The sequence below is a fragment of the Arthrobacter sp. 1088 genome, from assembly GCF_031455315.1.
In the GTDB taxonomy this organism is placed as follows: domain Bacteria; phylum Actinomycetota; class Actinomycetes; order Actinomycetales; family Micrococcaceae; genus Arthrobacter.
Genome location: NZ_JAVDSM010000011.1, coordinates 118011 through 143009, shown reverse-complemented (window position 1 = coordinate 143009; position 24999 = coordinate 118011). Strand labels below are relative to the sequence as shown.

Here is a 24999-nt window from a genome sequence, read left to right as displayed (position 1 = left end):
GGTTCACGCCACGTGAGCATTGCAGAAAACAGCGCATCGCAGGTGCGTGACGTCATCATCGTAGGTTCAGGCCCCGCCGGTTACACAGCCGCCGTTTACACCGCCCGCGCCAACATGAAGCCTCTGCTCATTGCCGGTTCCGTCACTGCAGGTGGCGAATTGATGAACACTACGGACGTTGAAAACTACCCAGGCTTCCCCGAAGGCATCATGGGTCCCGATCTCATGGAAAACTTCGAAAAGCAGGCGGCCCGCTTCGGTACCGAGATTCTCTTCGAGGATGTCACCGAATTGGATCTCGACGGCGACATCAAGTCGGTCACCATTGGCACGGGGGAGACCTTCCAGGCGAAGGCCATTATCCTGTCCACCGGTTCGGCCTACCGTGAGCTTGGACTTGAGAACGAAAAGCGCTTGTCCGGGCACGGCGTTAGCTGGTGTGCAACGTGCGACGGTTTTTTCTTCAAGGATCAGGACATTGCGGTCATCGGTGGCGGCGACTCCGCCATGGAAGAAGCGCTCTTCCTTACCAAGTTCGCCAAGTCCGTTACAGTGGTCCACCGACGCGACACCCTCAAGGCTTCCAAGATTATGGGCGATCGTGCCCAGGCGCACGAGAAGATCAACTTCATTTGGAACACGGCTGTAGAGGATGTCCTCGGCGGTGACAAGGTCACAGGCCTCAAACTCAAGAACCTGGTGGACGGTACCGAGTCCGAACTCGACGTTACCGGCGTCTTCGTGGCCATCGGCAACGATCCCCGCACGGAACTTGTGAAGGGCAAAGTTGATCTGACCCCCGAAGGAACCATTGCTGTAGAGGGCCGGACTTCACGTACCAACATCAAGGGTGTGTTCGCCGCAGGCGACGTCATCGATCCCACATACCGCCAGGCCATCACGGCCTCGGGCTCCGGTTGTGTGGCTGCCCTCGATGTCGAGCACTACCTCGCAGACCTGCATTCCTGAGCTTCACCAGACCAGCAACCATACGAAGGGAAAAGTTATGAGCAACGCTAAAGACGTAACTGACGCAAGCTTCAGCACGGACGTCCTGGCTTCCGAGAAGCCGGTCATCGTGGACTTCTGGGCAGAGTGGTGCGGACCCTGCCGCAAGCTTGGCCCGATCCTCGACGAGATCTCCGTTGAATACGGCGAGAAGGTTGACGTCGTGAAACTCAACGTCGACGACAACCCTGCCATCGCCGCCGAGTACGGCATCACGTCCATCCCCGCCGTCTACCTGTTCAGTGGGGGAGAAGTGAAGAGCACGGTCATCGGCGCCAAGCCAAAGCAGTTCTTCGAAAAGGAATTCGCGGACGTCTTGTCCTAGGTTCCCATAGTTAGTCAGTAAAAGGCCGGCGGCTGTCCCTCCTGAAGGAGTGGGAGTCGCCGGTTTTTCGTGTTTAAGCCAAATGCATCCCATAGCGTTTGTTATTCGGCGTTTGATTGCTTCAGAGCCCTTGAACGTCCGCTGAAGCCAACGATTTGGGTTCCCCTTACCTCGGGTAGGCAAACACGGCCCCTCTCGCACATCCCCACCCCACCCTGCACATCCCTCTCTCACATCCCCACCCCACCCCGCGCATCCCTCTCTCACATCCCGACCTACTGAGTCATGGATCGGGTAGTCCGCTTCTCGCGGGGTAAACAAAGAGGCAAAGCCAGCTCCGACTCCAGGTGGAAAGCTTCGCATTATTCATAGTCCGACGGGAAGGATTCCGCTTATGCAACCAATCAGTCGTGCTTGGGCTGCGTGATGGGGTGCCAGAATTTCGGACATTTTCGACTAGTCCGGGCACTTTTCCGTTGTACGCATGCCAATGACACGCGTACAAAGCCTTACGAATCACCGGCATCATTTGAATTTCAACTCTTCGTAGCGGTCCTGGATTCGCTAGCACCCAGCCTCGACTCTGAACGCAACGCCTTGGAGGACCCTGCGCTCATGTCACGCAACACCCACGAGTCTCAGACGCCTGGGGCTCTATCAGCTCCTTCCGCCATGACTCATTCCATCATTCACTCCGTCCGGAAGGAGTTGTGTTTCCACCACGGTGAAGTTGGGATTTCAGGGCAACGATTTTCATGCCCGCAGACGCTCTTGGAAGCTTCTTCGACCCGAACTGGCGACCTTTTCCATCGCTGCCCTCTTCCTTTGTTGGCCGCTCCTCCGGATATGTTTCACGTGAAACGGCATTCCTTCGGCCTCACTTGCGTTACTCTCAGCGACTGGGGCTCCGAGCGCGGCGCTACTGGGATCATCATCGTGAAGGTTGCCCCGTCTTGTTTCACGTGAAACATGGGCATGCAACTTCATGAAAGTTGATAGTTCCGGTGGATCCAGAACCTGCAAAGATCGCCCAAAGGGGGATCTGTCACAGTAGTAAGATGACGCCTGTCTCTTCACAGCAGCACAAATAGTCCGACGGAATGGCCGAATCTCTGAGGTTCCGATCTACGTTTCCTGATGAGCGGCCGGCCCTGGTGCCGCGTAAGAGAATTGCTCTCCAATCTGATGCATTACCTCAGTGCAAAAGTTCGTGTGCGAGCGGTGGTGTTGTCCAGGATCAAAGCGGGAAAAGCGCTCGTTGGATATGACGCCAGCCTCAGACACACATCGTATGTGCTGTTCTTCGTGTGTCTACTCAATCCTCAAGCGAAAACAAGTAGGCTGCCCTCGTCCCACGCAGAAAAGCCCCCATAGACCGGACATGCGTCTGCGAACGGGCCGCCGGTCCCAGAAGCGGCGTTCGCGGACGAATGGCCCAGTCTCTTCGGCCAGCCACAAGTGAACCACTCCTGAGGACAATGACTCCCCGAGGCTCGCTACGCCCTCGCCTGTGCTCGGAGGGCCCTCCAATACCTGCCCTCCCGGGGGACTGCGCGCTGAATTTGAGGGCAAATTGTGGTCTCAGGCACGAAATATCTCAAGACCCGCGTCCACTCTGTGAATACCCTCGTCGAGGCCGGGTTCGCGATGGGCATTCGATCCCGTGCTGCCAACTATGCCCGGGACTCCCGTCATTCCACATATAGTCCCGCTGCGCTGCACCGCCAACGCCGCTTTCGACCTGCGGATGGGCTGGTCCGTCCAACTTTGATTGATCCAGAAACTCTCCCGACCCCGGAGATTTGTTTCACGTGAAACACCGACATCTATCACGTCACGGTATTTGCATCCACCACACATCGCTCTCGCCTTTGTAGCCTAGGCGATTTCTCACCGCTAGCGAGTCCCAAGATATGGCCCTACATATGAACGGACGTGTCCCAGATGAGCGGACCGCCGTAACTCAAACAGACGCACACAGCGGCGAAAGACGCCTTCACGAGACGAACATACGTCCATGAATACCGCTGCCCACACCGTCTCACCCAGCCAAGCAGGAGCCCCGGCCGTTTCCAACCCTAGCGATTGACGGGCTTCTTATAGCGCCCCCTTCCTTTTCGAAGCCTAGGGGAGGCCAACTACCGATGGTCGATCCAGCCATCGGCTTCCACTCCACATCCACAGAACTTGGGAAATGGGCACGAGACGATCCCTTCTAATGGAGTCTTGCTGCTGGCGGATGACCTTAACCACTATCCAAATCAGGGAGCAACTTCACTGGCGCCAAAAGGGTGCTCGGCGGCACTGAAGATTCATTCTCCGGAACCGAGCTTTCCATTTGATCTAGGGGCAACCAACAACCACGTGGAGCAGGGGCTGTTTCACGTGAAACATGAGCGGATCCGAGTGAAGTTAGTCAGGAACCTGACTGTATTGCTGCAGACTGGCCGGAACTAAGACTCATACGTCGACCGCCTAAGAAGCTGCAGATGCAGAAGACCGCCTGGGACGCCAGCAGTCCTAATCCGGAGGACAGCAGCAAGCAGTTCTTCCCTTCCTACCTTCCATCCGTGCTCCTGATCTTCCGTCCAGTATCGCCAACTCACAAGATCGTCGATCGAGCCCTTCTTGTCTCAACCACTAGCGCGGCTGGGTAGCAGCCTGCATGCCCCGACCTGGAGTTCCCTGGCCCAGCCGCGGCAGATCAGCATGCCCGCCAAGCCAGCGCGCTACGCCAATTCTTTTGTGGCTCCCTGTAGGCAGACATCGGATCAAAGGCGCCCCTGCTTCGACACGATGTCTGGATCTGAACGCTCTACAGCATCACGCCCCGTAGACCGCGCCCCTCGAATGGTGCCGACTATCCCGTCTGAAGAGTGACGCGATTCGTTTGGCACCCCATCGGCCTCCACAGGCCCGCGTGGGAGCGTCTCGTAGATCGACTCAGGATGCCTTCCAATCAACAGGAGGTTCCCCGAGCACCATGTCAGGTCAAGACACTAGCGAGGTAGCAGAGGACAAACGACCAAGTTGTTCACAACGTTATCCACAGGGTTTTCCACTGGCCACCAGGCGATCCAAATGTCATTTGCCGAGCTCCCGGTACAGCTCCCCGCGGTCCGTCACTTCCTTCCCCTCCTGCGAGTTTGAAAGCTTTGATGTTGCCGGTCCATTTGACTGCACCACGGTGCATCAAATTCCCGCAAATCAAAGGGTTTTGTGATCATGTGACATGAAATACACGCGGCCCCGTAGGGGATCGTTTCACGTGGAACATTCTGCACTTGGTGCGGAAAGAGTCGCGCCACCGCGGCGGGTGCTCGGAAGCAAGTTGCTGGTGATTGGAGCCAGGGAATCCCGAACCAGCGACAGGGTTATCCCCAAAGTTATCCACAGGCTTATCCACTGCCTAAATCCGCCGATACACATGCCCCTTCCTGCCTCCTCCAGCCTTCGAATGATCATGAGCCACCTTGGAATACGTTTCACGTGAAACAAGAGAATCTCGCCGGCGCGCCTAAATGACGGTCCGGCCTTGTTCGTTGAAGCTGGCGTCAGAGACGTAGTGGCACCGGACCAGCACAGCTCGAAGTGTGGCTGACGCGACAAACAGCACGACTCCATGCGGTCAAACGTACAACATCAGATCTATCAACCCGTGACGACAATCAAAGACTCCAACGCTAGGTTCCGCCATGCGCCAACACACACCCAGGCGGCCCAGTGCCGATGCCAGGGAACACTCCAACCGGCACCAAAAGGCTCAGCGCTTCTCAGGCAGAGCGGGGAATGTTTAGACGTTCGACAGCCGAAGCCGGCACGGCAGGGAAGCGCACCATGCGACACACCCCATCGTCCGCATAGGCATTCCTGCTGTCGAGGATGGACATGGGCGCCCCGGGACCGCTGCTTCGGCCGTGAGAGGCGCCGTGCCATCTCACTCACCAATCAAGGAAGAACGATGTCGACCAGAGGGCCACCGAACTTGGAACACCTCTTCGTGGCAGGGCGCTGAACCTCTCCCGGCCTCAATTGTCGTCCCAGCCATATGGAACAAGGTACGTTCTGCTGTTCTATGTCGGGGTCTCGCCGATCCATCGGTATAGTCAGTACACAGCCCATATAGAGCGGGCAGTGCCTCCGGGACACGGCCCCCAGTGGGCGAAAGATGAGTTCAGATTTGGGCGGCAAGTCCAACGGCAGAAGAAGATCCTAAACTAACGCGAAAACGGAAGTCCCCAACTCCTGGCCAGCCAGTGCGTTCCCTTGGGAATTTGTGCAGCGATACTGCACCCGTCGTTGGCATAGACAGAAGGTCAAGGCAGGATCCGATCGCTACGCCGCCGCTAGGCCGTTTGGTCTTAAACCATTGCTCCGTTTCCGCTACAAGAACGCACGGGAACCGTGGGGGCATGGACCTATTGGATGGCCCGTCTGCCCATTGAACTATAGATCACCAAAAGGGGTAGTTATCTCTCAGAAGAATCCTCCACAAAGGGCAAGCACATCTTCTGTGCCAGGAGCTCGCTGATAACGGTGCTCCCAGACGTTGGAAGTCGTAGATGAAGCCTCCATCCGATCGCTGATAGGACCGGAGGTGTTTCCGAATAACATCTGTGTAATTCGATCCAATCGCTCGGTGGCAACGCCTTCGTTTGGCCGCTGTAATTAACGCCGTCAGACCCCAGAGAAATAGGTGTTTCACGTGAAACACGTAGCAGTCTTCATCTCCTCGACGATCAGATGCCAAGCCTTTCGATTCGTCTCCGCATTGTCGGTTTCTGCTAAAGGAGAATAGCGTATTCACTACCTCCACGAGGATCGTCCATCCAACGAGCTCCAGGGGCGCGGCACGGTTTCACGTGAAACAAGGCCAGCGGTCCATGATGCTTCCAACGCGCGCGCCTCAACGAAACAAAAACGCCGCGGAAATCGCATGATCGAAGGAATTGATTTGTCCGGGGCGCTCGACTCGGCCAAAGCAGTGTTTGACGGAAGCACTCCAGAGAAGTGTTTGCCATTCGGCGCGGCAGGGCCGCACGACACCTAAGGGAACTCTAATGTAGGCCGTTGTGCAAGGGCAGCGAAGGGGTCGCAGCAATTGTGAGGCAACGCCAAGGCACACACCACTGAACAACCGAACAACGCGGCACTGGGCCACCGGGACACGTAGATGGTGCCCCGGGACACCGTAGATGGTGGGCTTTCCGTTTGGTTTACATCTCTTTGATTCCAGCGCGGCTTACCTGAGTTCAGAACGAGAAATCTGCGCCTTCTAGGCCAAGAGCGAGAGTAGAACGAAAGGCAAAAGAGCCCGCGCATTCTAATGCTTCCCGACTGGCGCGTTTCACGTGAAACTTCGAATCCTAAAGTGCGCGCCCACTGCTTCAAGGCGCGAGTGGTCTTCTTCAAGAGCACTACGCAGGGCCCCAGAACCGCCGCACACTGGCATCAGAGCGCGCTCCAGGATCGAGCCCCCAATAACACGAATCCGTGCCCGAAGCCGCAGCTTCAGGCAGCGCTAGAGCGACATAGCCTGAAGAAAGGCCAATAGCGAACTCCTCTGGAGCTGCTGCGAGCGAAAGACCGTCCAAGTATTCAAACGCGTATCCCGAAGTATAGAAGAGAGAGACCTGCTGGGCGCAACACAGCCGCTGCTTTCACCCGCAACAGGCACATCCCAAGCCGTCTTGGAACCCCCAGCCCAATGTTTCGCGTGAAACTCCACAAGAAGCAAGTGGCACGACCCCAGAAGGCCCACACCGCCTGTCCTGGAAAACAAAAAAAGGACGCCTTAGAACACAAAAATGGGGTCTACCCCAAGGCAAACCCCATTTAGTTGGTCGGGAGAACTAGTCGTCAGATCCTGGTCCCAAAACATCCATGATTCGGTTGAGATCCTCCACGCTGGCAAATTCAATGCTGACGCGGCCCTTGCGAGCACCAAGGGTAATCTTCACGTTCGTATCCAAGCGGTCGGATAACGAGGAAGCCAGGTAGTCCAGTCGCTCATGCCGGGCATTGGGCTTGGGAATAGCACTCTTGGCCGGCGCGGCTGGGTCCTGATACAAAGCTACGGCTTCTTCAGTGGCACGGACGGACATACCTTCAGCAACAATCTTCTGTGCAAGGCGCTCCATGGCGGCCGCATCCGGCAACGCCAAGAGAGCACGGGCGTGGCCTGCTGACAAGACGCTTGCTGCCACACGGCGCTGCACCAACGGCGGAAGCTTCAAAAGACGCAGTGTATTGGATACCTGAGGACGGGACCGACCAATACGATCGGCCAACTGCTCATGTGTAGTTCCGAAGTCTTCCAAGAGCTGCTGGTATGCGGCTGCCTCTTCCAAGGGGTTCAGCTGGCTGCGGTGCAGGTTCTCCAGCAACGCGTCCCTAAGGAGATCATCGTCAGTGGTGTCACGTACGATGGCCGGGATTGTTTCCAGGCCCGCGGCTTGCACGGCACGCCAGCGGCGCTCACCCATGACCAGTTCGTACGGTTCTCCACCCTTTTCGGTTGAAGTACGTACAACAATTGGCTGGAGGACTCCGATTTCCTTGACGGAGTGCACCAATTCGGCCATGTCGTCTTCATCGAAGACAGATCGAGGCTGCTTGCGGTTCGGATGAATGTCCGTCACCGGTATCTCAGCGAATCTCGCTCCCGGAACCTCAACCAACTCCACCTCAGGCGGAGCAGCTGCAGCAGGAGTCGAAGACGGCGTCGAACTCGTCCCTGCGCCTGAGGTCTTCACCGAGGTAGATGAAGGGCGCTTAGCCGATGGCTTGGACGCCGGGGCCTTGGCTTCGCTTGACTTGCTTGCAGCAGGTGCCTCGGCCGCAGACTTCGATGTTTCCTTCACAGCGCCGGCACGTGAACCATCTGCTCGACTCGGCGTCGCGGATTCGGCCGCCGGAGCAGGTGCAGGAGCTGTACCTTCGAGCGGTTCCAGAGGCTCCGCTGTCTTACGGGCTTCCGGAAAGAAGAGGTCCACTGGGCGTGAAGGCGCAGCGCCGTTTCCCTGGGCACCCGCGGGTGAGCTAGGAATGAGAGCCCCAAGACCCCTGCCGAGGCCCCTTCGCTTTTCGCTCATTGATTCATCCCTCCGATGGAATAGCCGGGTGCGGACCCGCCCAGGCTGTTGCAGTGTTTCAAGAATTCTAGCGTTCAGCGATTTCGGCAGCGGCTTCCATGTAGGACAGCGCGCCGCTCGATGAAGGATCATAGGTCATGACAGTCTGCTGGTAGCTCGGCGCTTCAGAGATGCGTACCGAGCGGGGAACCACAGCGCTCAGGACCTGTTGAGGGAAGTGTTGGCGGACCTCGGACGCAACCTGTGCCGCGAGGTTGGTTCGGCCGTCGTACATGGTCAGGAGAATCGTCGAAACCACCAGGTCAGCATTGAGGTGCTTCTGGATCATCTCGATGTTCTTCAGGAGCTGGCTCAAGCCCTCCAAGGCGTAGTACTCGCACTGGATGGGAATCAGGACTTCGCTGGCGGCGCAGAACGCATTGACAGTCAACAGACCCAGGCTCGGAGGGCAGTCGATAAAGATGAAGTCCAAACGTCCCTCACCGTTTTTCTCGCGCTCTTTGGAGTAGACATCTATGGCGCGGCGAAGCCTCTGTTCGCGGGCCACCAATGAAACCAACTCGATTTCCGCGCCTGCCAGGTGGATCGTCGCCGGGGCGCAGATGAGGTTGGGAATGTCAGGGCAAGGAGCCACTACATCTTTCAGCGGGAGGTCGTTGATCAGGACGTCGTAGATGCTGTCGACATCTGCGTGATGCTCAATGCCCAAGGCTGTAGATGCATTTCCCTGGGGATCAATGTCAATGACCAGAACGTTGAGTCCTGCAGACGCCAGTGCAGCGGCAATGTTGACGGTGGTGGTCGTCTTGCCAACGCCACCCTTCTGATTGGAGACCGTGAAAATCCGGGTCCGATCAGGTTTAGGGAGTTCGCGTCCAATCAGCCGCTCGCGCCGGCGCGTCTCGTTGGCCAGTTGGCGAGCTATAGGGCTCGAATCATCGATGGAGTCCATCACGTTGTGAACCTCATCCGTCAGCGTTTCACGTGAAACTGCAGCATTATCAACTGAATTCGTTCGCACAATGGCGGATTGAAGTGATGCCGAAGGTGTGGCCATGGCCCGCGCGGACCCCAAGGACATAAAGGGGGGGATCCGTTGCGTGGAGGTTTCGCTACTGCCCACTGGTCACACTCTCACTCTCATTCGGCGCTTGCTGCCGTTCTCTAGCCTAACTGCTCAGCCGCCGACACGCGGGAAACCGAGCGGCGACTAGCCCGTCTTTCCGGGCTTGTTGACGATGATCCTCACCACGGTGGTGGGTTCCTCCAAAAGCTCCTGTCCACAAACCACAACGGACGTTTCCACGCCGCCAAGTTTACGGATAACCTTCTTGGCCTTCTCAATTTCTTCGGCAGCGCTGCGGCCCTTGATTGCCACAACCTCCCCCTTGCCCTTCAGCAGGGGGATGGTCAGGCCAGCCAGGTTGGAAAGCGCAGAAACTGCGCGTGCCGTAACGACGTCTGCGTCCACCAATCCCACGGCCAGTTCAGCGCGGGTTCGCATAATGGTCACATTGTCCAGGCCAAGGTCGTCCACGACTTCCTGAAGCCAGATGACTCGACGCTCCAGAGGTTCAATCAAAGTCAATTCAAGGTCTGGGCGGGCAATTGCAAGGCACAGCCCAGGAAGTCCGGCACCGGACCCAACGTCTGCCACGTGGCTGTCCATGGCAATGGCTGACTCGATGACTGCACAGTTCAGGACGTGGCGGCTCCACAAGCGGGGGATCTCACGAGGACCAATCAGCCCACGTTCGGTTCCGGAGGTAGCCAAATGTTCTACATAGCGCTTGGCGAGATCCAAGCGCTCCCCAAAGATCTTCTCTGCTGCCTGCAGTTCAGTTGCGGTAATTTCAACCATGAGCTGCTAGTCAGCCGAGACCACGATGTGACGGCCGGCGCCCTCGCCCTCGGATTCAGAGACGAATCCGAGGTCAGCGACGGCGTCGTGAACGATCTTGCGCTCATAGGCGCTCATCGGCTCCAGGGCAACGGTCCCACCGGATTCCTTGACCTTGGCAACGGCGTCTTCGGCGATCTGCTGAAGTACGCCGGCACGTTCCTTGCGGTAACCGTTGATGTCCAACACCAAACGGGACCGGCTTTCAGTCGCGGAAAGGACGGACAGACGGGTCAGCTCCTGCAGGGCTTCGAGGACTTCACCGTCGCGACCTACAAGGCTATCCAGGGCAGCGGACTCTTCATCGGTTCCGATAGAGATGTAGGTACGACCGTTCCGGACCTCAATGTCAATGTCGCCATCAATGTCAGCGATATCAAGAAGTTCCTCGAGGTAGTCGGCAGCAATGTCGCCTTCCTCTTCCAGACGGCTGGCTGTCTTGGACAGCGACTCTTCCTGGGTGTCGTCCTGTTCCTCAGTCTCGGCGGCAGTTACATCTTCAGTGCTCTCAGCAGACATTACTTCTTCTTCCTGTTCTTACGTTGTGGCTGGACGCGCTGGGCCCTGATCTCGGCCGCAGCAGCAGCCGCGGCAGCCTCGGCGTCGTCGTCGTCCTTCTTCTTGCCACCCAGCAGCGGAGGCAGGCCCTTCGCGGCGCGGCGCTCTTCCAGTGCCTTCGCGGCGGGCGAGCCAGGTGTGGGCATGCGGCGGATAACGAAGAATTGCTGTCCCATGGTCCAGAGGTTGGTGGTGGTCCAGTAGATCAGGACACCGATGGGGAAGTTGATGCCACCGATACCGAATACGAGCGGCAGGATGTAGAGCATCATCTTCTGCTGCCGCATGAACGGGCTGGCCAGAGCTTCCTCGGACATGTTCTTGGCCATGATCTGCTTCTGCGTAATGAACTGCGAGGCAGTCATGGCGAGAATCATGATGATGGAAAGCGTCCAGACGGCAACTTCGCTACCAGGGGCGCCGCCGTGGAGCAATGATGCCGACAGCGGGGCGCCAAAGATGCTGGACTGATCGAACTGAACAACCTGATCGTGGCTCAGCGCACCAATGCCTTCACCAGCGTTCTTGGCAGTCGAAATACCAGACAGCACCTGGAACAGGGCGAAGAAGAACGGCATCTGGATCAGCATGGGCAAGCACGCGGAGAACGGGTTGGTGCCGTGCTTCTTGTACAGGGCCATCTGCTCCTGTGCCATGGCCTGGCGGGAGAGCTGATCGGTCTTGCCCTTGTACTTGGTCTGCAGCTTTTTCAAGTCAGGCTGAAGCAGCTGCATGCCCCGCTGGGCCTTGATCTGCTTGACGAACACAGGAATCAGGGCGGCACGAATCACCAGCACCAGGCCGATGATCGACAGCGTCCACGTCCAGCCATTGGCGGCTGGCAGGCCGATGAAGCTCAGTCCGTCGTGGAAGCCAACCATGATGATTGACACCAACCACTTGAACGGAAACATGATCGTTCCAAAGAAGTCCATACGATATCCCTATTCGTTAGGCCGCAGTGCGGCCTTCTTCATCAGCCTGAGCAGCCAGGAACTGGTCCGGGTTGTTCAGTACAACAATTGTGGGCGTCTGGCCTTGCGGCCAATGACGATGGCCGGCGGGGACATGGTCCACTCCGCCAGCATTCCAAGGATGGCATTTGGCGAGCCTCTTGGCTGCGAGCCAGCTACCCTTCATGGCGCCGTGCACCGTCACCGCTTCCAGGGCATACGCCGAGCAGGACGGAAAGAAACGGCAAACCTGGCCGTACAGGGGTGAAATGACCTTTCGGTACATCTTCAGCAGGAGAATCAGGATATTTCGGGGCAGGTCCCAGACGAACTTACCTACCACCACCCACAGGTTGCCGTGGGGAACCTTGCCGACGGGCTCGCTTAAACCAGCGGGGTCACCTGAGGAAGGAACGACGGCGGTGCTTATGTCATGCACGCGGTGTCCCTTCCCTTGTGGTGCCGTTGTGTTCTGGCGAAGCGCTGCGTGGAAGTGATCCACCCAGTCGCTTCGTCGTCACTGCCAATGCGGCGTTGTAATCCGAGAGCAGTTGCTCCCAGCTGGCAGATGCAGCTGCGGGCAGTGCCCGGACCACGACCGCCAGGCCCGTTCCATGCGTGTGCAAGGACAGTGCGCCTGCTTCTCTCAGTCTCCTCTTAACGAGGTTCCTGGTCACGGCGTTCCCGACGGCTTTGGAGACAATGAAGCCGATTCGACTCGGCTCCGCGGCCCCGATAGGGGCCGTATATAACACTAAGTTCCGGCGTCCATTGCGGACGCCGGAACGTACAGTTGTTGAAAAGTCGGTAGACGTCCGCAGACGGTTAGGGGTGGCTAGCACCGTCGAACCCGCAAAAAGACACTGACCGACAAGTCAGTTATTTACGCCGACAGTTCGACGCGGCCCTTGCCGCGACGTGCAGCCAGGATGGCGCGGCCGGCACGGGTGCGCATACGAAGGCGGAAGCCGTGCTTCTTGGCCCGACGGCGGTTATTCGGCTGAAAAGTCCGCTTGCTCACGTTAGTTACTCCAGTGGATCAAAGGTGCGCCCACCCGATCAAAAGGGGAAGAACTGGCCGACGCTAAGTTTTGTATGTGCCTGCCGCCGCTGCCTGCCGCACGATAAACGTACGTCGATGCAGCTGATCACAAAAGCGGACACAAAGGACTTCACAACGTTAGGGCAAAAAGGCACCCTCAGTCAAACCGGGAGCCATTCCTGCCGCTATCCACAGCTGTGTCAACGGACGCTTCACAGCCTGTGGATGAAGTGGCTCACAAGGCCCAAATCAGAACCACAACCGTGTAATTATCCACAAGCAACTTCCCAGCTATCTTCTAGCGATTCCATCCCCTAGAGTGGCTCAGTAGCCCATTGTCCACCCGCTGTGCATAACTCTGTGGATTAACCCCGGAAACATCGCCAGTCGGAGACACTTTCGGCTGCCAGCAACGCCGGCAAGCAAGTATTTAGGAACTGATTGATGACAGTAGACGAAGCCAACCACGCCAATACTGTCGGAAGTTCCTGGCGCAGGGTGCTTAGCCTTCTGGAACAGGACGACCGGGTCACACCCCGCCAGCGCGGTTTCGTCATCCTCGCCCAGGCCCAAGGGCTCATCGGCTCCACGCTTCTGGTCGCCGTTCCCAACGAGCTCACCCGGGAAGTCCTGCAGACGCAGGTCAAGGACGCCCTTGACGACGCTCTCCGCAGCGTCTTTTCCGATGACATCCGTTGCGCGATCGACGTTGACACCGATCTGGTGCCCATTCACGAAGAGCCGGAACCCGCCGTCGAGCTTTCCACGATGCCGGACCTGGCCGCTGAGCCGAAGCCGCAGCCGACACCGCCCAGCACCTCACATGAATTCGGCCGGCTAAACCCGAAGTACATCTTCGACACCTTCGTGATCGGTTCCTCCAACCGCTTCGCCCACGCGGCCGCGGTTGCAGTAGCCGAGGCCCCGGCCAAGGCCTACAACCCGTTGTTCATCTATGGCGACTCGGGGCTCGGCAAGACGCACCTCCTTCACGCGATCGGCCACTATGCCCGTCGCCTCTACAGCGGAATCCGCGTACGGTATGTCAACTCCGAAGAGTTCACCAACGACTTCATCAACTCGATCCGCGATGACGAAGGCACCAGCTTCAAGACCACGTACCGAAACGTGGATGTGCTGCTGATCGACGACATCCAGTTCCTGGCGGGTAAAGACCGGACCCAGGAGGAGTTCTTCCACACGTTCAACGCCCTGCACAACGCCAACAAGCAGGTGGTCATTACCTCCGACCAGCCCCCCAAGATGTTGGCAGGCTTCGAGGACCGGATGACCTCCCGTTTCGAGTGGGGCCTGCTGACGGACATCCAGCCGCCGGAACTTGAAACCCGCATTGCCATCCTCCGCAAGAAGGGCCTCAGCGAAGGACTGTCCGCACCGGACGACGCCCTGGAGTACATCGCTTCCAAGATCTCCAGCAACATCCGGGAACTTGAAGGTGCCCTGATCCGCGTCACTGCCTTTGCGAGCCTGAACCGACAGCCGGTGGACGTGGCCCTCGCCGAGATGGTCCTCAAGGACCTCATCACGGACGACGGCGCCCAGGAGATCACGGCGAAGCAGATCCTGGACCAGACGGCTGACTATTTCAAGCTCAGCATGGAAGAGCTTTGCAGCAAGTCCCGTACCCGCACGCTTGTCACCGCCCGCCAGATCGCGATGTACCTCTGCCGCGAACTCACTGACATGTCCTTGCCGAAGATCGGACAGGAGCTCGGCGGACGAGACCACACCACGGTCATCCACGCCGATCGCAAGATCCGTGAGCTGATGGCCGAGCGTCGTGTGATTTACAACCAGGTCACGGAACTCACAAACCGCATCAAGCAACAGCAGCGGGACTCCTGAATCCACATCCGGCCGCGCACTACATACCTTATTAACAGGTGCGTGTGGATAACCCTGTGGATACTTAAGGGGACAAGCGCGGTTAATGGGCTTAAAACCCTTAAGGCATCTGTGGATCGTTAAAAACCGGGTTGGGAGTTGTCCCCATCCACACCCTGTTTAAAACCCAGTTAACGCACAATCCGTGAACAGGGCTTAACCCCGGAACCGCGCGGCCAGATCCAGTTATCCACAGTTTCCACAGCAGTTATTAACACTACGAATCCCAAAAAATTGAAATCCCTCAAATAACAATCTCGTTCTGCGCCACCCGGTCTGCCGCCGGCAGACCAATCAACCCCATCGATGGCCAGCCTCCGGCTATCCACATACGAGGGGTGAGTGCTGCCGGGGATGGGTTAATCGCGGATCTTCCGGCTAAGCTGTCAGCAGCGCTCCCATCCTTGGGTCTGTTTGTAGTTCGCTTGAGTGCGGACCATGCAGGTTCCGGTATCGGACAGCAAAGGTTTGGCGGGTTCCAGGCAGGGATCCGCAGCTACTACTTGGCAGCAGCAATGAAAGGCGGCACCCTTCCGTGAAGTTCAGAGTCGACCGCGACGTCCTGGCAGAAGCCGTTACGTGGACCGCGCGGTCGTTGTCTCCGCGGCCGCCCGTACCTGTGCTTTCCGGCCTCCTCCTCAAAGCCGAGGCAGGAACGGTAAGCCTTTCGAGCTTCGACTACGAAACATCAGCCCGCCTTGAGATCCCGGCGGATATCACCACGGAGGGCACCATTCTGGTGTCCGGCCGTCTCCTGGCAGACATTTGCCGCAGCCTGCCCTCAGCTCCCGTGGAAGTTGAAACCGACGGGAGCAAAGTCACCCTCACCTGCCGGCGCAGCAGTTTCCACCTGGCTACGATGCCTGAGGCGGAGTACCCGGCTCTTCCGGCGTTGCCAGCCATCAGCGGCACTTTGCCAGGTGACGCCTTCGCACAGGCAGTTTCCCAGGTGATCATCGCTGCCAGCAAGGACGACACCCTGCCGATCCTCACCGGCGTGCGCATGGAAATCGAGGATGACATGATCACTCTCCTCGCTACGGACCGCTACCGCCTCGCCATGCGCGAAGTCCCGTGGAAACCTGTAACTCCGGGCATTTCCACCAGCGCGCTGGTCAAGTCCAAGACGCTGAACGAGGTGGCAAAGACCCTCGGCGGCAGTGGCGACATCAACCTTGCCCTCGCTGACGACGACAGCCGACTGATCGGCTTCGAAAGTGGAGGCCGAACCACCACGTCCCTGCTCGTGGATGGCGACTACCCCAAAATCCGCTCGCTCTTCCCGGACTCCACACCCATCCACGCAACGGTCCAAACACAGGAACTCGTTGAAGCGGTTCGTCGTGTGTCGCTTGTGGCAGAACGCAACACACCGGTCCGCCTGGCCTTCAGCCAGGGTCTGCTGAACCTCGACGCCGGTACGGGCGAAGATGCGCAGGCGTCCGAAGAACTGGAAGCCCAGCTCTCCGGCGAGGACATCACGGTCGCCTTCAATCCGCACTACCTCGTTGAAGGCTTGAGCGTCATCGAGACGAAGTACGTTCGGTTCTCCTTCACCACCGCCCCCAAACCAGCCATGATCACGGCCCAGGCTGAGGCTGATGGCGAAGACCAGGATGACTACCGCTACCTCGTGATGCCGGTTCGCCTTCCAAACTAGCGATCCGCCACCTATCCACTAGCGCAGAAAAGAGTTCACCCCGTGCACATCGGACTGATCGGCCTTGGAAAAATGGGTTTCAACATGCGGGAACGCATGCGGAACGGTGGCATCGAAGTAACTGGATTCGACCGTAACCCCGACGTGACAGACGTCGCTTCCGTGGACGACCTGATCGCTGCATTGCCCTCTCCGAAGCTCGTTTGGGTCATGGTTCCGTCAGGCGACATCACCGATGCCGTGATCACCGAACTCGGCGAAAAGCTCAGCCCGGGCGACTTAGTCATCGACGGCGGCAACTCACGTTTCACTGAGGACCAGAAACACGCTGCTGCACTCGCTGAAAAAGGCATCCGCTTCGCGGACTGCGGGGTTTCGGGCGGTGTTTGGGGCCTGCAGAACGGTTACGGGCTCATGGCTGGCGGCGCTGAGGAAGACATCGAACTGGCCATGCCGGTCTTCGATGCCCTCCGCCCTGAAGGCGAACGAGCCGACAGCTTCGTCCACGTAGGCGGGGTTGGAGCCGGCCACTACGCCAAGATGGTTCACAACGGCATCGAGTACGGGCTCATGCAAGCCTATGCCGAGGGTTATGAATTGCTGGCGGCCAAGGACATCGTGAAGGATCTTCCAGGAACCTTCCGGGCCTGGCAAAAAGGAACCGTCGTGCGCTCCTGGCTTCTGGATCTCATGGTCAAAGCACTCGACGAGGATCCGGGACTGGCCTCGATCGATGACTACGTGGAAGACTCCGGCGAAGGCCGTTGGACTGTGGAAGAGGCAATTGCCAACGCTGTTCCGGCACCGGCCATCACAGCGGCCCTCTTTGCCCGGTTCTCTTCCCGGGAAGACAACTCACCGGCCATGAAGATGGTTTCAGCGTTGCGCCACCAGTTTGGCGGACACGCCACACGTCCGGCCAACTAGGCCGCAGGAGTCCAGCAGACGGCGTGTATCTTGAACATCTTTCGCTGACCGATTTCCGCAGCTACTCACAGGTTGACCTGAAGCTCGGCCCCGGGGTTACTGTCCTGGTGGGCTCGAACGGGATCGGTAAGACCAACCTCATGGAAGCCATCGGATATTTGGCAACCCTGAGCTCGCACCGTGTCAGTACGGATGCCCCACTCCTTCGCTTCGGCGCCGAACGCGCAATGATCAGGGCAAAGTTGGTGCGCGGCGAGCAGTCCACGGTTATCGAGGTGGAAATTAATGCAGGCCGGGCAAACCGCGGCCGGATAAATCGCGGAAACCCGGTGCGTGCCAGGGACATTTTGGGCATCTGCCAGACAGTCCTCTTTGCGCCTGAGGACTTGGCGCTGGTCAAGGGCGATCCCTCCAACCGCAGACGCTTCCTTGACGAGCTCCTGGTTAGCCTGATTCCGCGCCACGCGGCCACCCGCAGCGACTACGACAGAGTGTTGAAGCAACGCAACGCCCTGCTGAAATCGGCCCGGACGGGCAAATTTACTGCAGGCCATGAGGCCACGCTGGATGTTTGGGACCAGCATATGGCCCGGGCCGGTGCAGAACTCCTGCATGCGCGGCTGGAACTTGTGGAACGGCTCCGCCCGCACCTGAACAGTGCCTACACGCAGCTCACTGACGGTTCCAAAGACGCCGGCGCGGTGTACCGCTCAACCATCCAGGGCGTACTGGACGACGACGGCGGGCCGGCCGATCGCCCAACGGAACCTTCGGCGTCGGGCGAGGACCTCAGGCTGTTGTCGGTTGACGAACTCACTGAGCGCTACGTCCAGGCTTTCGCCGCCTCCCGCAAGAAGGAACTGGAGCGGGGCATCTCCCTGGTGGGCCCGCACCGGGACGAATTGGAGCTCGTGCTTGGGCAAGCACCGGCCAAGGGCTACGCTTCACACGGTGAAACGTGGTCCATGTGCTTGTCGCTGCGCCTCGCTTCCTACTACGTCATGCTGGATGATGCGCGTACCGGCGGTACCGCGCCGATCCTCATTCTTGACGATGTCTTTGCAGAACTCGATGTCCAGCGCCGGCGTAAACTGGCAGCAATAGTGGCCGGTGCCGAACAGGTACTCGTCACGGCCGCCGTCATCGCCGATATTCCCGAGGAGCTGGCCGGGCGGCGTATAACCGTTGTTCCGGGAGGCATCGATGGCGAAGGATAGCCCCGACGGACTTCAACCCGGCCGCGATCCGGACGAAATCGATGCTGCCCAAGCCGCGCTGAACCGGATGCGGGAGGCCGCAGCGGCCCGAGGCGAAGTCAGGCAGCGGGCTCCCCGCCCCGGATCCGCGCCTAAACGCAAGGGCCTTCGCGACACCAGGGGTTTTACCCAGTTTCATGGGACCGGACGTGACCCGTTGGGCCTGGGGAAGGTCGTTGGCCGGTTGGTGGCAGAACGTGGTTGGACGTCGCCCGTGGCCGTTGGCTCGGTCATGGCCGAGTGGGAAACGTTGGTGGGCGCGGACATTTCTGCGCACTGCACGCCGGAGAGCTTTACTGACACCACACTTCATGTCCGTTGCGACTCCACGGCATGGGCAACCCAATTGCGATTGCTCAGTACAAGCCTGCTGGAGATGTTCCGGAATGAACTGGGGGAAGGCGTGGTGACCAGCATCCACGTGCTCGGTCCGTCTGCGCCAAGTTGGCGCAAAGGTGGGCGCAGCGTCAACGGTCGGGGACCCCGGGACACGTACGGCTAAACGGCGTGCAGGGCGTTTCAACGCCCCCGAGTCGTATAGGCCCCCATCAGGACCACCGTAGGGCCGTTTCAGATAGGGCCAGTGGCCTCCCATAGGCACATTCAGCTCTCGGCTGCCCCCGTATTTGCAAGGATTCCGGCATTTCCACGATAGAATTGGCGTAGATCACTGAGCGCCGGTGAAACGTCGTCGGGGTCCTGGAAACACTTTCGTGGGTTCCAGGGCCCTCTTCGTCGGAGTAATCGGCGCAATCAGTCACGTGCTCGTTGAAGGCCTCGGTTTGCCGCAGCCTTCAAGGGGAACGGCCGTCATCGAATACAGAGGAGTCGAAAGCGCCTGTGGCTAACGACAATGCAGAGACCTTGGCAGTAGAGCCCGAAGAGGACACTGTTCCTAAGCCTGACACGCCCGCGGAAACCCCCAGGGAGTATGGTGCCAGCGACATCACTGTCCTGGAGGGCCTTGAAGCGGTACGCAAGCGTCCCGGTATGTACATCGGTTCCACCGGTCCGCGCGGTTTGCACCACTTGGTCTATGAAGTGGTGGATAACTCTGTCGATGAAGCTCTGGCCGGATTCTGCACGCACATTGAAGTTACGCTCCGCGCAGACGGCGGTGTCCAGGTTGTTGACGACGGCCGTGGCATCCCTGTTGACATCCACCCCACCGAGGGCAAGCCCACCGTCGAAGTCGTGATGACCATCCTGCACGCCGGCGGTAAGTTTGGCGGCGGCGGTTACGCGGTTTCCGGTGGTCTTCACGGCGTGGGTATCTCTGTGGTGAACGCATTGTCCCGCCGGGTGAACACGGAAGTTCGTCGCCAGGGCCACGTCTGGCGCATGTCATTCGCAGACGGCGGCAAGCCCCAGGGCGAACTCGTCAAGGGAGAAGAGACGGACCAAACAGGGACGTCACAGACGTTCTACCCTGATGGCACCATCTTCGAGAGCACCGAATTCGACTTCGAGACGCTCCGTGCGCGCTTCCAGCAGATGGCCTTCCTCAACAAGGGCCTGCGGATCACCCTGACCGACGAACGTCCCGTGGCCCGGGAAGGTGAGGACGATCTGGATCTCGACGCCGTCGCCACCGAAGGTGAAGTTGCCGCCGAGCACCGCACAGTGGTCTACCAGTACCCGGACGGCTTGTTGGACTACGTCAAGCATCTGAACTCGAGCAAGAAGGTGGAGATCGTCCACGAGGACGTCATCGCGTTCGAAACCGAAGACACTGAGCGCCACATCGCCGTCGAGGTCGCAATGCAGTGGACAACCGCGTACTCCGAAAGTGTCCACACATACGCGAACACCATCAACACCCACGAGGGCGGAACCCACGAAGAAGGTTTCCGCGCTGCGATGACCTCGCTGATCAACCGTTACGCGCGGGAGAAAAGCATCATCAAGGAAAAGGAAGACAACCTTACCGGTGATGACATCCGTGAGGGTCTGACGGCCGTCATCTCGGTAAAGCTTTCCGAGCCCCAGTTTGAAGGCCAGACCAAGACCAAACTGGGCAACTCAGAGGTCAAGGGCTTCGTCCAGCGCGTTGTCACGGACCAGTTGGGCGACTGGTTGGAGCGCAACCCCGGTCCTGCCCGTGACGTCATCCGGAAGGCCATTTCCGCTGCGCAGGCACGTATGGCTGCCCGCAAGGCGCGCGATAATGCCCGCCGCAAGAGCCCGCTGGAATCCTTCGGCATGCCGGGCAAGTTGTCCGACTGCTCTTCCAAGGATCCTTCGCGTTGCGAGGTCTACCTGGTGGAGGGTGACTCCGCAGGTGGCTCGGCCAAGCGGGGACGCAACCCCGAGACTCAAGCCATCCTGCCGTTGCGGGGCAAGATCCTTAACGTGGAACGTGCTCGCCTGGACAAGGCACTCGGCAACGCCGAAGTCCAGTCCATGATTACAGCGTTCGGCACCGGCATTGGCGAAGATTTCGATATCGCCAAGCTGCGCTATCACAAGATCGTCCTGATGGCAGACGCCGATGTTGACGGCCAGCACATCACCACGCTGTTGATGACGCTCTTGTTCCGCTACATGCGCCCGCTGATTGAGAACGGGTACGTCTACCTTGCGCAGCCGCCGCTGTACCGCATCAAGTGGTCCAACGCCGCCCACGACTACGTCTTTAGTGATCGCGAACGGGACGACACCATCCGCAAGGGGGCGGCCATGAACAAGCGCCTTCCCAAGGACAACGGAATCCAGCGTTACAAGGGTCTTGGTGAAATGGACTACACCGAGTTGTGGGACACCACCATGGACCCGGACCGCCGCACTCTTTTGCAGGTCACCATGGACGATGCCCTGGCTGCCGATCAGACCTTCTCGGTACTGATGGGCGAGGACGTCGAATCGCGCCGTAACTTCATCCAGCAGAACGCCAAGGACGTCAGGTTCCTGGATATCTAGTGCCTTACAAGGCGTAGATATTCCAGAGCTGACATATACCTGAAACGGAAAACTTAGACTATGAGTGACGAAACTCCCGAAGTCCCGGCGGAACCCACCGTCGACGACCTCATCCTTGAAGGCGATGTGCTGACTGACCGCGTCGAGCAGGTGGACCTGCAGACTGAAATGCAGCGCTCCTACTTGGACTACGCCATGGCCGTTATCGTTGGGCGCGCGCTCCCGGACGTCCGCGACGGCCTCAAGCCGGTGCACCGCCGCGTTCTGTACGCGATGTTCGACGGCGGCTACCGTCCTGACCGTTCTTTCAACAAGTGCGCCCGTGTTGTGGGTGACGTCATGGGTACCTATCACCCTCACGGTGATATGGCTATCTACGACGCCCTGGTCCGCTTGATCCAGGACTGGACCATGCGTTACCCGCTGGCCCTGGGCCAGGGCAACTTCGGTTCCCCCGGCAACGACGGCGCTGCTGCTCCCCGTTATACCGAAACCAAGATGGCCCAACTGGCCATGGAAATGGTCCGCGACATCGACGAAGAAACCGTCGACTTCCAGGACAACTACGACGGCAAGAACCAGGAACCCACCATCCTGCCGGCGCGTTTCCCGAACCTGCTGGTGAATGGTTCCTCCGGTATCGCGGTGGGTATGGCCACCAACATTCCGCCGCACAACCTGCGCGAGGTTGCCGAAGGCGTGCAGTGGGCCCTCGACAACCCCACCGCTTCACGGGAGGAACTCCTTGAGGCGCTCCTGCAGCGGATCAAGGGACCGGACTTTCCCACGGGTGCCACCATCCTCGGTCACAAGGGCATCGAAGACGCCTACCGCACTGGCCGTGGCTCCATCACAATGCGCGCAGTGGTCAACGTGGAAGAACTCCAGGGGCGCACCTGCCTGGTGGTCACCGAACTGCCTTACCAGGCCAACCCGGACAACCTGGCCATCAAGATCGCCGAACTGGTCAAGGACGGCAAGATCCAGGGCATCGCGGACCTCCGCGATGAAACCTCGGGCCGCACCGGTCAGCGCCTCGTGATCGTGCTGAAGCGCGATGCTGTGGCCAAGGTCGTCCTGAACAACCTGTACAAGCACACGCAGCTTCAGGACAACTTCTCAGCGAACATGCTGGCAATCGTCGACGGCGTTCCCCGCACCTTGAGCCTGGACGCCTTTATCCGGCACTGGGTGACACACCAGATGGACGTTATCGCCCGCCGGACGCGTTACCGCTTGCGCAAGGCTGAGGAAGAAGCACACATCCTGCGTGCACTCCTTAAGGCGCTGGACATGCTTGATGAGGTTATCGCCCTCATTCGCGCGTCCAACACCACAGAGGCAGCCCGCGAGGGACTCATGGAGCTCCTGGAGATCGATGAACTCCAGGCCCGCGCAATCCTCGATATGCAGCTGCGCCGTTTGGCCGCCTTGGAACGCCAGAAGATCCAGGACCGTCACTCCGAACTCGAAGCCATGATCGAGGAGTACAACGCGATTTTGGCTTCGGAAGAGCGTCAACGCCAGATTATCAGCGAGGAACTTGCTGAGATTGTTGCAAAGCACGGCGATGATCGCCGGACGCACATTCTCATGGGCTTCGACGGGGACATGTCCATGGAGGACCTGATCCCTGAAGAGGAAATGGTCGTCACCATTACCCGTGGTGGTTACGTCAAGCGCACACGCAGTGACAACTACCGCTCGCAGCAGCGCGGCGGTAAGGGCATCAAGGGTGCCCAGTTGCGCGGCGACGACGTCGTGGAGCACTTCTTTGTGACCACCACGCACCACTGGCTGTTGTTCTTCACCAACCTGGGCCGGGTTTACCGTGCCAAGGCCTACGAACTGGCAGAAGCGGGACGCGACGCCAAGGGACAGCATGTAGCAAATCTGCTGGCATTCCAGCCCGATGAGCACATCGCACAGGTCCTGGATCTTCGCGATTACCAGCAAGCTCCCTACCTGGTGCTTGCAACAAAGAACGGTTTGGTCAAGAAGACCAGGCTTGAGGACTACGACACCAACCGCACCGCCGGTGTCATCGCCATCAACCTGCGCGACGGTGACGAACTCGTCTCCGCACAGCTGGTCAGTGAAACTGATGACCTCCTGCTGGTGTCGCGCAAGGGCCAGTCCATCCGCTTCACCGCCACGGACGATGCCCTACGTCCGATGGGCCGGGCAACGTCAGGTGTGACGGGTATGAAGTTCCGTGAAGATGACGAACTGTTGGCCGCTGATGTGGTCCAGGACGGCTCCTTCGTCTTCATCGTGACCGAGGGCGGCTATGCGAAGCGCACCGCCGTGGATGAGTACCGTCTGCAGGGCCGCGGCGGCCTTGGGATCAAGGTTGCCAAGCTCGCGGAGGATCGCGGTGACCTTGTGGGCGCTTTGATTGTGCAGGAAGAAGACGAAGTCCTGGTGGTCATGGAGGGCGGCAAGGTGGTCCGCTCTGCCGTGAGTGGCGTCCCGGCAAAGGGCCGTGACACCATGGGCGTCATCTTTGCCAAGCCCGACAAGAACGACCGCATTATTGAGGTCGCCCGCAACAGCGAACGCGGTTTGGAAGGCGAAGAGTCCGAGGACGGACAGGACGATGACGTAACGTTGGCTGCAGAAGACGGAGCCATTGAGGCGACCGTCACGTCAGAAACGGAAAACGACGTGGACCCGGATACAGAATCGGGCGCGGAGCTGAACGAAGACAACACCGGAGGTAACGAGTGAGTAATTCCGACTCATATCCCAAGCCGAGCACAGGTGTCCCCGGCGGACTCCGGCAGCCCTCGGGCAGCACGCAGGCAGGAGCGCCTGCAAGGCCCCAGCAACGCCCGGGAGCCGGCTCTGCCGGTGCCGGAGCTGCCGGAGCCCGGCCGGCAACTGCCACCAACTCGGCCCAGCGACCAGCAGGAGCTCCTGGACAACGCCCCGCTTCAGCCGGGCAGCGTCCCGCCGGAGTTCCCGGCCAGCGGCCCGCGCAGCCGGGGCAGCGTCCGGCTGGTGCTCCCGGTCAACGCCCTGCCCAGGGCGGCCCGGGACTTGTGAAGCCAGCCCCCAAGGCCAAGGTGCGTCGTGCGCGCCTGCTTGTCAGCAAGGTTGACCCGTGGTCGGTGTTGAAGATGGCGTTCCTGCTGTCCGTGGCACTGGGCATCGTCACCGTTGTCGCCGCGATCGTGCTGTGGACTGTGTTGGATCTCACAGGCATCTTCAACCAGGTGGACAGCCTGCTTGGAACGTTGGCCGGATCCGAAGGCAGTGGTTTCGAGCTGAAGAAAATCGCTTCACTTGGCCAGGTGGCTTCCTTTGCCACGATTATTGCCGTGGTGAATGTGGTTCTGCTGACCGCCCTGTCGATGCTCTCTGCCGTGCTCTATAACATTTCGGCAACGTTGGTTGGCGGCATCGGCGTCACCCTGACGGACGACTAGCAAAAAGCCGCGGATTTACGC

General features: G+C 59.2%; 17 protein-coding genes and 1 pseudogene. 10 read left to right on the top strand and 8 right to left on the bottom strand.

The annotated features are described in order from the left end of the window. The first annotated feature begins 12 nt into the window (after positions 1-12). Both trxB and trxA read left to right on the top strand, forming a co-directional pair. Positions 13-969: a thioredoxin-disulfide reductase gene (gene trxB / locus J2Y41_RS17860; RefSeq protein WP_224165925.1), complete on the top strand. Its 957-nt coding sequence runs from the start codon at positions 13-15 to the stop codon at positions 967-969. A 37-nt stretch (positions 970-1006) separates the two neighbouring features. Next, positions 1007-1333, top strand: a complete 327-nt coding sequence (gene trxA / locus J2Y41_RS17855) for a thioredoxin (protein WP_216924410.1) — start codon at positions 1007-1009, stop codon at positions 1331-1333. Between the two features lie 5852 nt (positions 1334-7185). On the opposite strand, the gene J2Y41_RS17850 is transcribed toward trxA, so the two are convergent. The 8 genes from J2Y41_RS17850 to rpmH all read right to left on the bottom strand — a co-directional run bounded on the left by J2Y41_RS17850 (position 7186) and on the right by rpmH (position 12859). After that, on the bottom strand, positions 7186-8427 hold the full coding sequence (locus J2Y41_RS17850; protein ID WP_309930421.1) for a ParB/RepB/Spo0J family partition protein: 1242 nt from the start codon (positions 8425-8427) through the stop codon (positions 7186-7188). Positions 8428-8494: 67 nt separating this feature from the next. Further along, complete coding sequence (locus J2Y41_RS17845) at positions 8495-9508, bottom strand: ParA family protein (protein ID WP_396133561.1); 1014 nt, start codon at positions 9506-9508, stop codon at positions 8495-8497. Positions 9509-9637: 129 nt separating this feature from the next. After that, a complete protein-coding gene (rsmG, locus tag J2Y41_RS17840; RefSeq protein WP_224165928.1) occupies positions 9638-10288 on the bottom strand; it encodes a 16S rRNA (guanine(527)-N(7))-methyltransferase RsmG in 651 nt (216 codons plus the stop codon). Between the two features lie 6 nt (positions 10289-10294). Next, positions 10295-10846, bottom strand: a complete 552-nt coding sequence (locus J2Y41_RS17835) for a R3H domain-containing nucleic acid-binding protein (protein WP_309930416.1) — start codon at positions 10844-10846, stop codon at positions 10295-10297. Beyond that, a complete protein-coding gene (gene yidC / locus J2Y41_RS17830; protein ID WP_309930414.1) occupies positions 10846-11820 on the bottom strand; it encodes a membrane protein insertase YidC in 975 nt (324 codons plus the stop codon). Before yidC ends, J2Y41_RS17835 begins: the two co-directional genes overlap by 1 nt. A gap of 16 nt (positions 11821-11836) precedes the next feature. Continuing rightward, the gene (yidD, locus tag J2Y41_RS17825; RefSeq protein ID WP_309930502.1) at positions 11837-12190 is read right to left on the bottom strand and encodes a membrane protein insertion efficiency factor YidD; all 354 of its coding nucleotides are present in this window, start codon (positions 12188-12190) and stop codon (positions 11837-11839) included. A 79-nt stretch (positions 12191-12269) separates the two neighbouring features. Further along, positions 12270-12680, bottom strand: coding sequence for a ribonuclease P protein component (gene rnpA, locus J2Y41_RS17820; RefSeq protein ID WP_309930412.1), 411 nt, complete (start codon positions 12678-12680; stop codon positions 12270-12272). Positions 12681-12721: 41 nt separating this feature from the next. Then, positions 12722-12859, bottom strand: coding sequence for a 50S ribosomal protein L34 (gene rpmH, locus J2Y41_RS17815; protein ID WP_011776797.1), 138 nt, complete (start codon positions 12857-12859; stop codon positions 12722-12724). Between the two features lie 465 nt (positions 12860-13324). Here rpmH and dnaA point away from each other — a divergent pair, with 465 nt between their 5' ends. The 8 genes and pseudogenes from dnaA (at position 13325) to J2Y41_RS17775 (ending at position 24978) form a co-directional block, all read left to right on the top strand. Continuing rightward, positions 13325-14746 (top strand): chromosomal replication initiator protein DnaA, encoded by a 1422-nt coding sequence (dnaA, locus tag J2Y41_RS17810; RefSeq protein ID WP_224094500.1) that lies wholly within the window; start codon positions 13325-13327, stop codon positions 14744-14746. 574 nt (positions 14747-15320) lie between these two features. Further along, on the top strand, positions 15321-16445 hold the full coding sequence (gene dnaN / locus J2Y41_RS17805; protein ID WP_309930408.1) for a DNA polymerase III subunit beta: 1125 nt from the start codon (positions 15321-15323) through the stop codon (positions 16443-16445). A gap of 15 nt (positions 16446-16460) precedes the next feature. Continuing rightward, a pseudogene (gene gnd, locus J2Y41_RS17800) lies at positions 16461-17372 on the top strand (phosphogluconate dehydrogenase (NAD(+)-dependent, decarboxylating)); the annotation flags it as partial. 23 nt (positions 17373-17395) lie between these two features. Then, positions 17396-18589, top strand: a complete 1194-nt coding sequence (gene recF / locus J2Y41_RS17795) for a DNA replication/repair protein RecF (RefSeq protein ID WP_309930406.1) — start codon at positions 17396-17398, stop codon at positions 18587-18589. Continuing rightward, on the top strand, positions 18576-19130 hold the full coding sequence (locus tag J2Y41_RS17790; protein WP_224094502.1) for a DUF721 domain-containing protein: 555 nt from the start codon (positions 18576-18578) through the stop codon (positions 19128-19130). The genes recF and J2Y41_RS17790 overlap by 14 nt, the downstream gene beginning before the upstream one ends. Positions 19131-19468: 338 nt before the next feature. Next, the gene (gyrB, locus tag J2Y41_RS17785; RefSeq protein ID WP_224165935.1) at positions 19469-21547 is read left to right on the top strand and encodes a DNA topoisomerase (ATP-hydrolyzing) subunit B; all 2079 of its coding nucleotides are present in this window, start codon (positions 19469-19471) and stop codon (positions 21545-21547) included. Positions 21548-21607: 60 nt separating this feature from the next. Then, positions 21608-24277, top strand: coding sequence for a DNA gyrase subunit A (gene gyrA, locus J2Y41_RS17780; protein ID WP_224094503.1), 2670 nt, complete (start codon positions 21608-21610; stop codon positions 24275-24277). Continuing rightward, positions 24274-24978 carry a DUF3566 domain-containing protein gene (locus tag J2Y41_RS17775; protein ID WP_309930401.1) on the top strand — a complete coding sequence of 235 codons (705 nt, stop codon included), beginning with the start codon at positions 24274-24276 and terminating at the stop codon, positions 24976-24978. The genes gyrA and J2Y41_RS17775 overlap by 4 nt, the downstream gene beginning before the upstream one ends. Positions 24979-24999: the final 21 nt, after the last annotated feature.

What these genes read in the sequence shown, in the direction of transcription:
- trxA (WP_216924410.1), top strand. Translation starts at nt 1,007, where the DNA reads ATGAGCAACGCTAAAGACGTAACTGACGCAAGCTTCAGCACGGACGTC.
- J2Y41_RS17850 (WP_309930421.1), bottom strand. Translation starts at nt 8,427, where the DNA reads ATGAGCGAAAAGCGAAGGGGCCTCGGCAGGGGTCTTGGGGCTCTCATT.
- J2Y41_RS17845 (WP_396133561.1), bottom strand. Translation starts at nt 9,508, where the DNA reads ATGTCCTTGGGGTCCGCGCGGGCCATGGCCACACCTTCGGCATCACTT.
- rsmG (WP_224165928.1), bottom strand. Translation starts at nt 10,288, where the DNA reads ATGGTTGAAATTACCGCAACTGAACTGCAGGCAGCAGAGAAGATCTTT.
- J2Y41_RS17835 (WP_309930416.1), bottom strand. Translation starts at nt 10,846, where the DNA reads ATGTCTGCTGAGAGCACTGAAGATGTAACTGCCGCCGAGACTGAGGAA.
- yidC (WP_309930414.1), bottom strand. Translation starts at nt 11,820, where the DNA reads ATGGACTTCTTTGGAACGATCATGTTTCCGTTCAAGTGGTTGGTGTCA.
- dnaA (WP_224094500.1), top strand. Translation starts at nt 13,325, where the DNA reads ATGACAGTAGACGAAGCCAACCACGCCAATACTGTCGGAAGTTCCTGG.
- J2Y41_RS17790 (WP_224094502.1), top strand. Translation starts at nt 18,576, where the DNA reads ATGGCGAAGGATAGCCCCGACGGACTTCAACCCGGCCGCGATCCGGAC.
- gyrA (WP_224094503.1), top strand. Translation starts at nt 21,608, where the DNA reads ATGAGTGACGAAACTCCCGAAGTCCCGGCGGAACCCACCGTCGACGAC.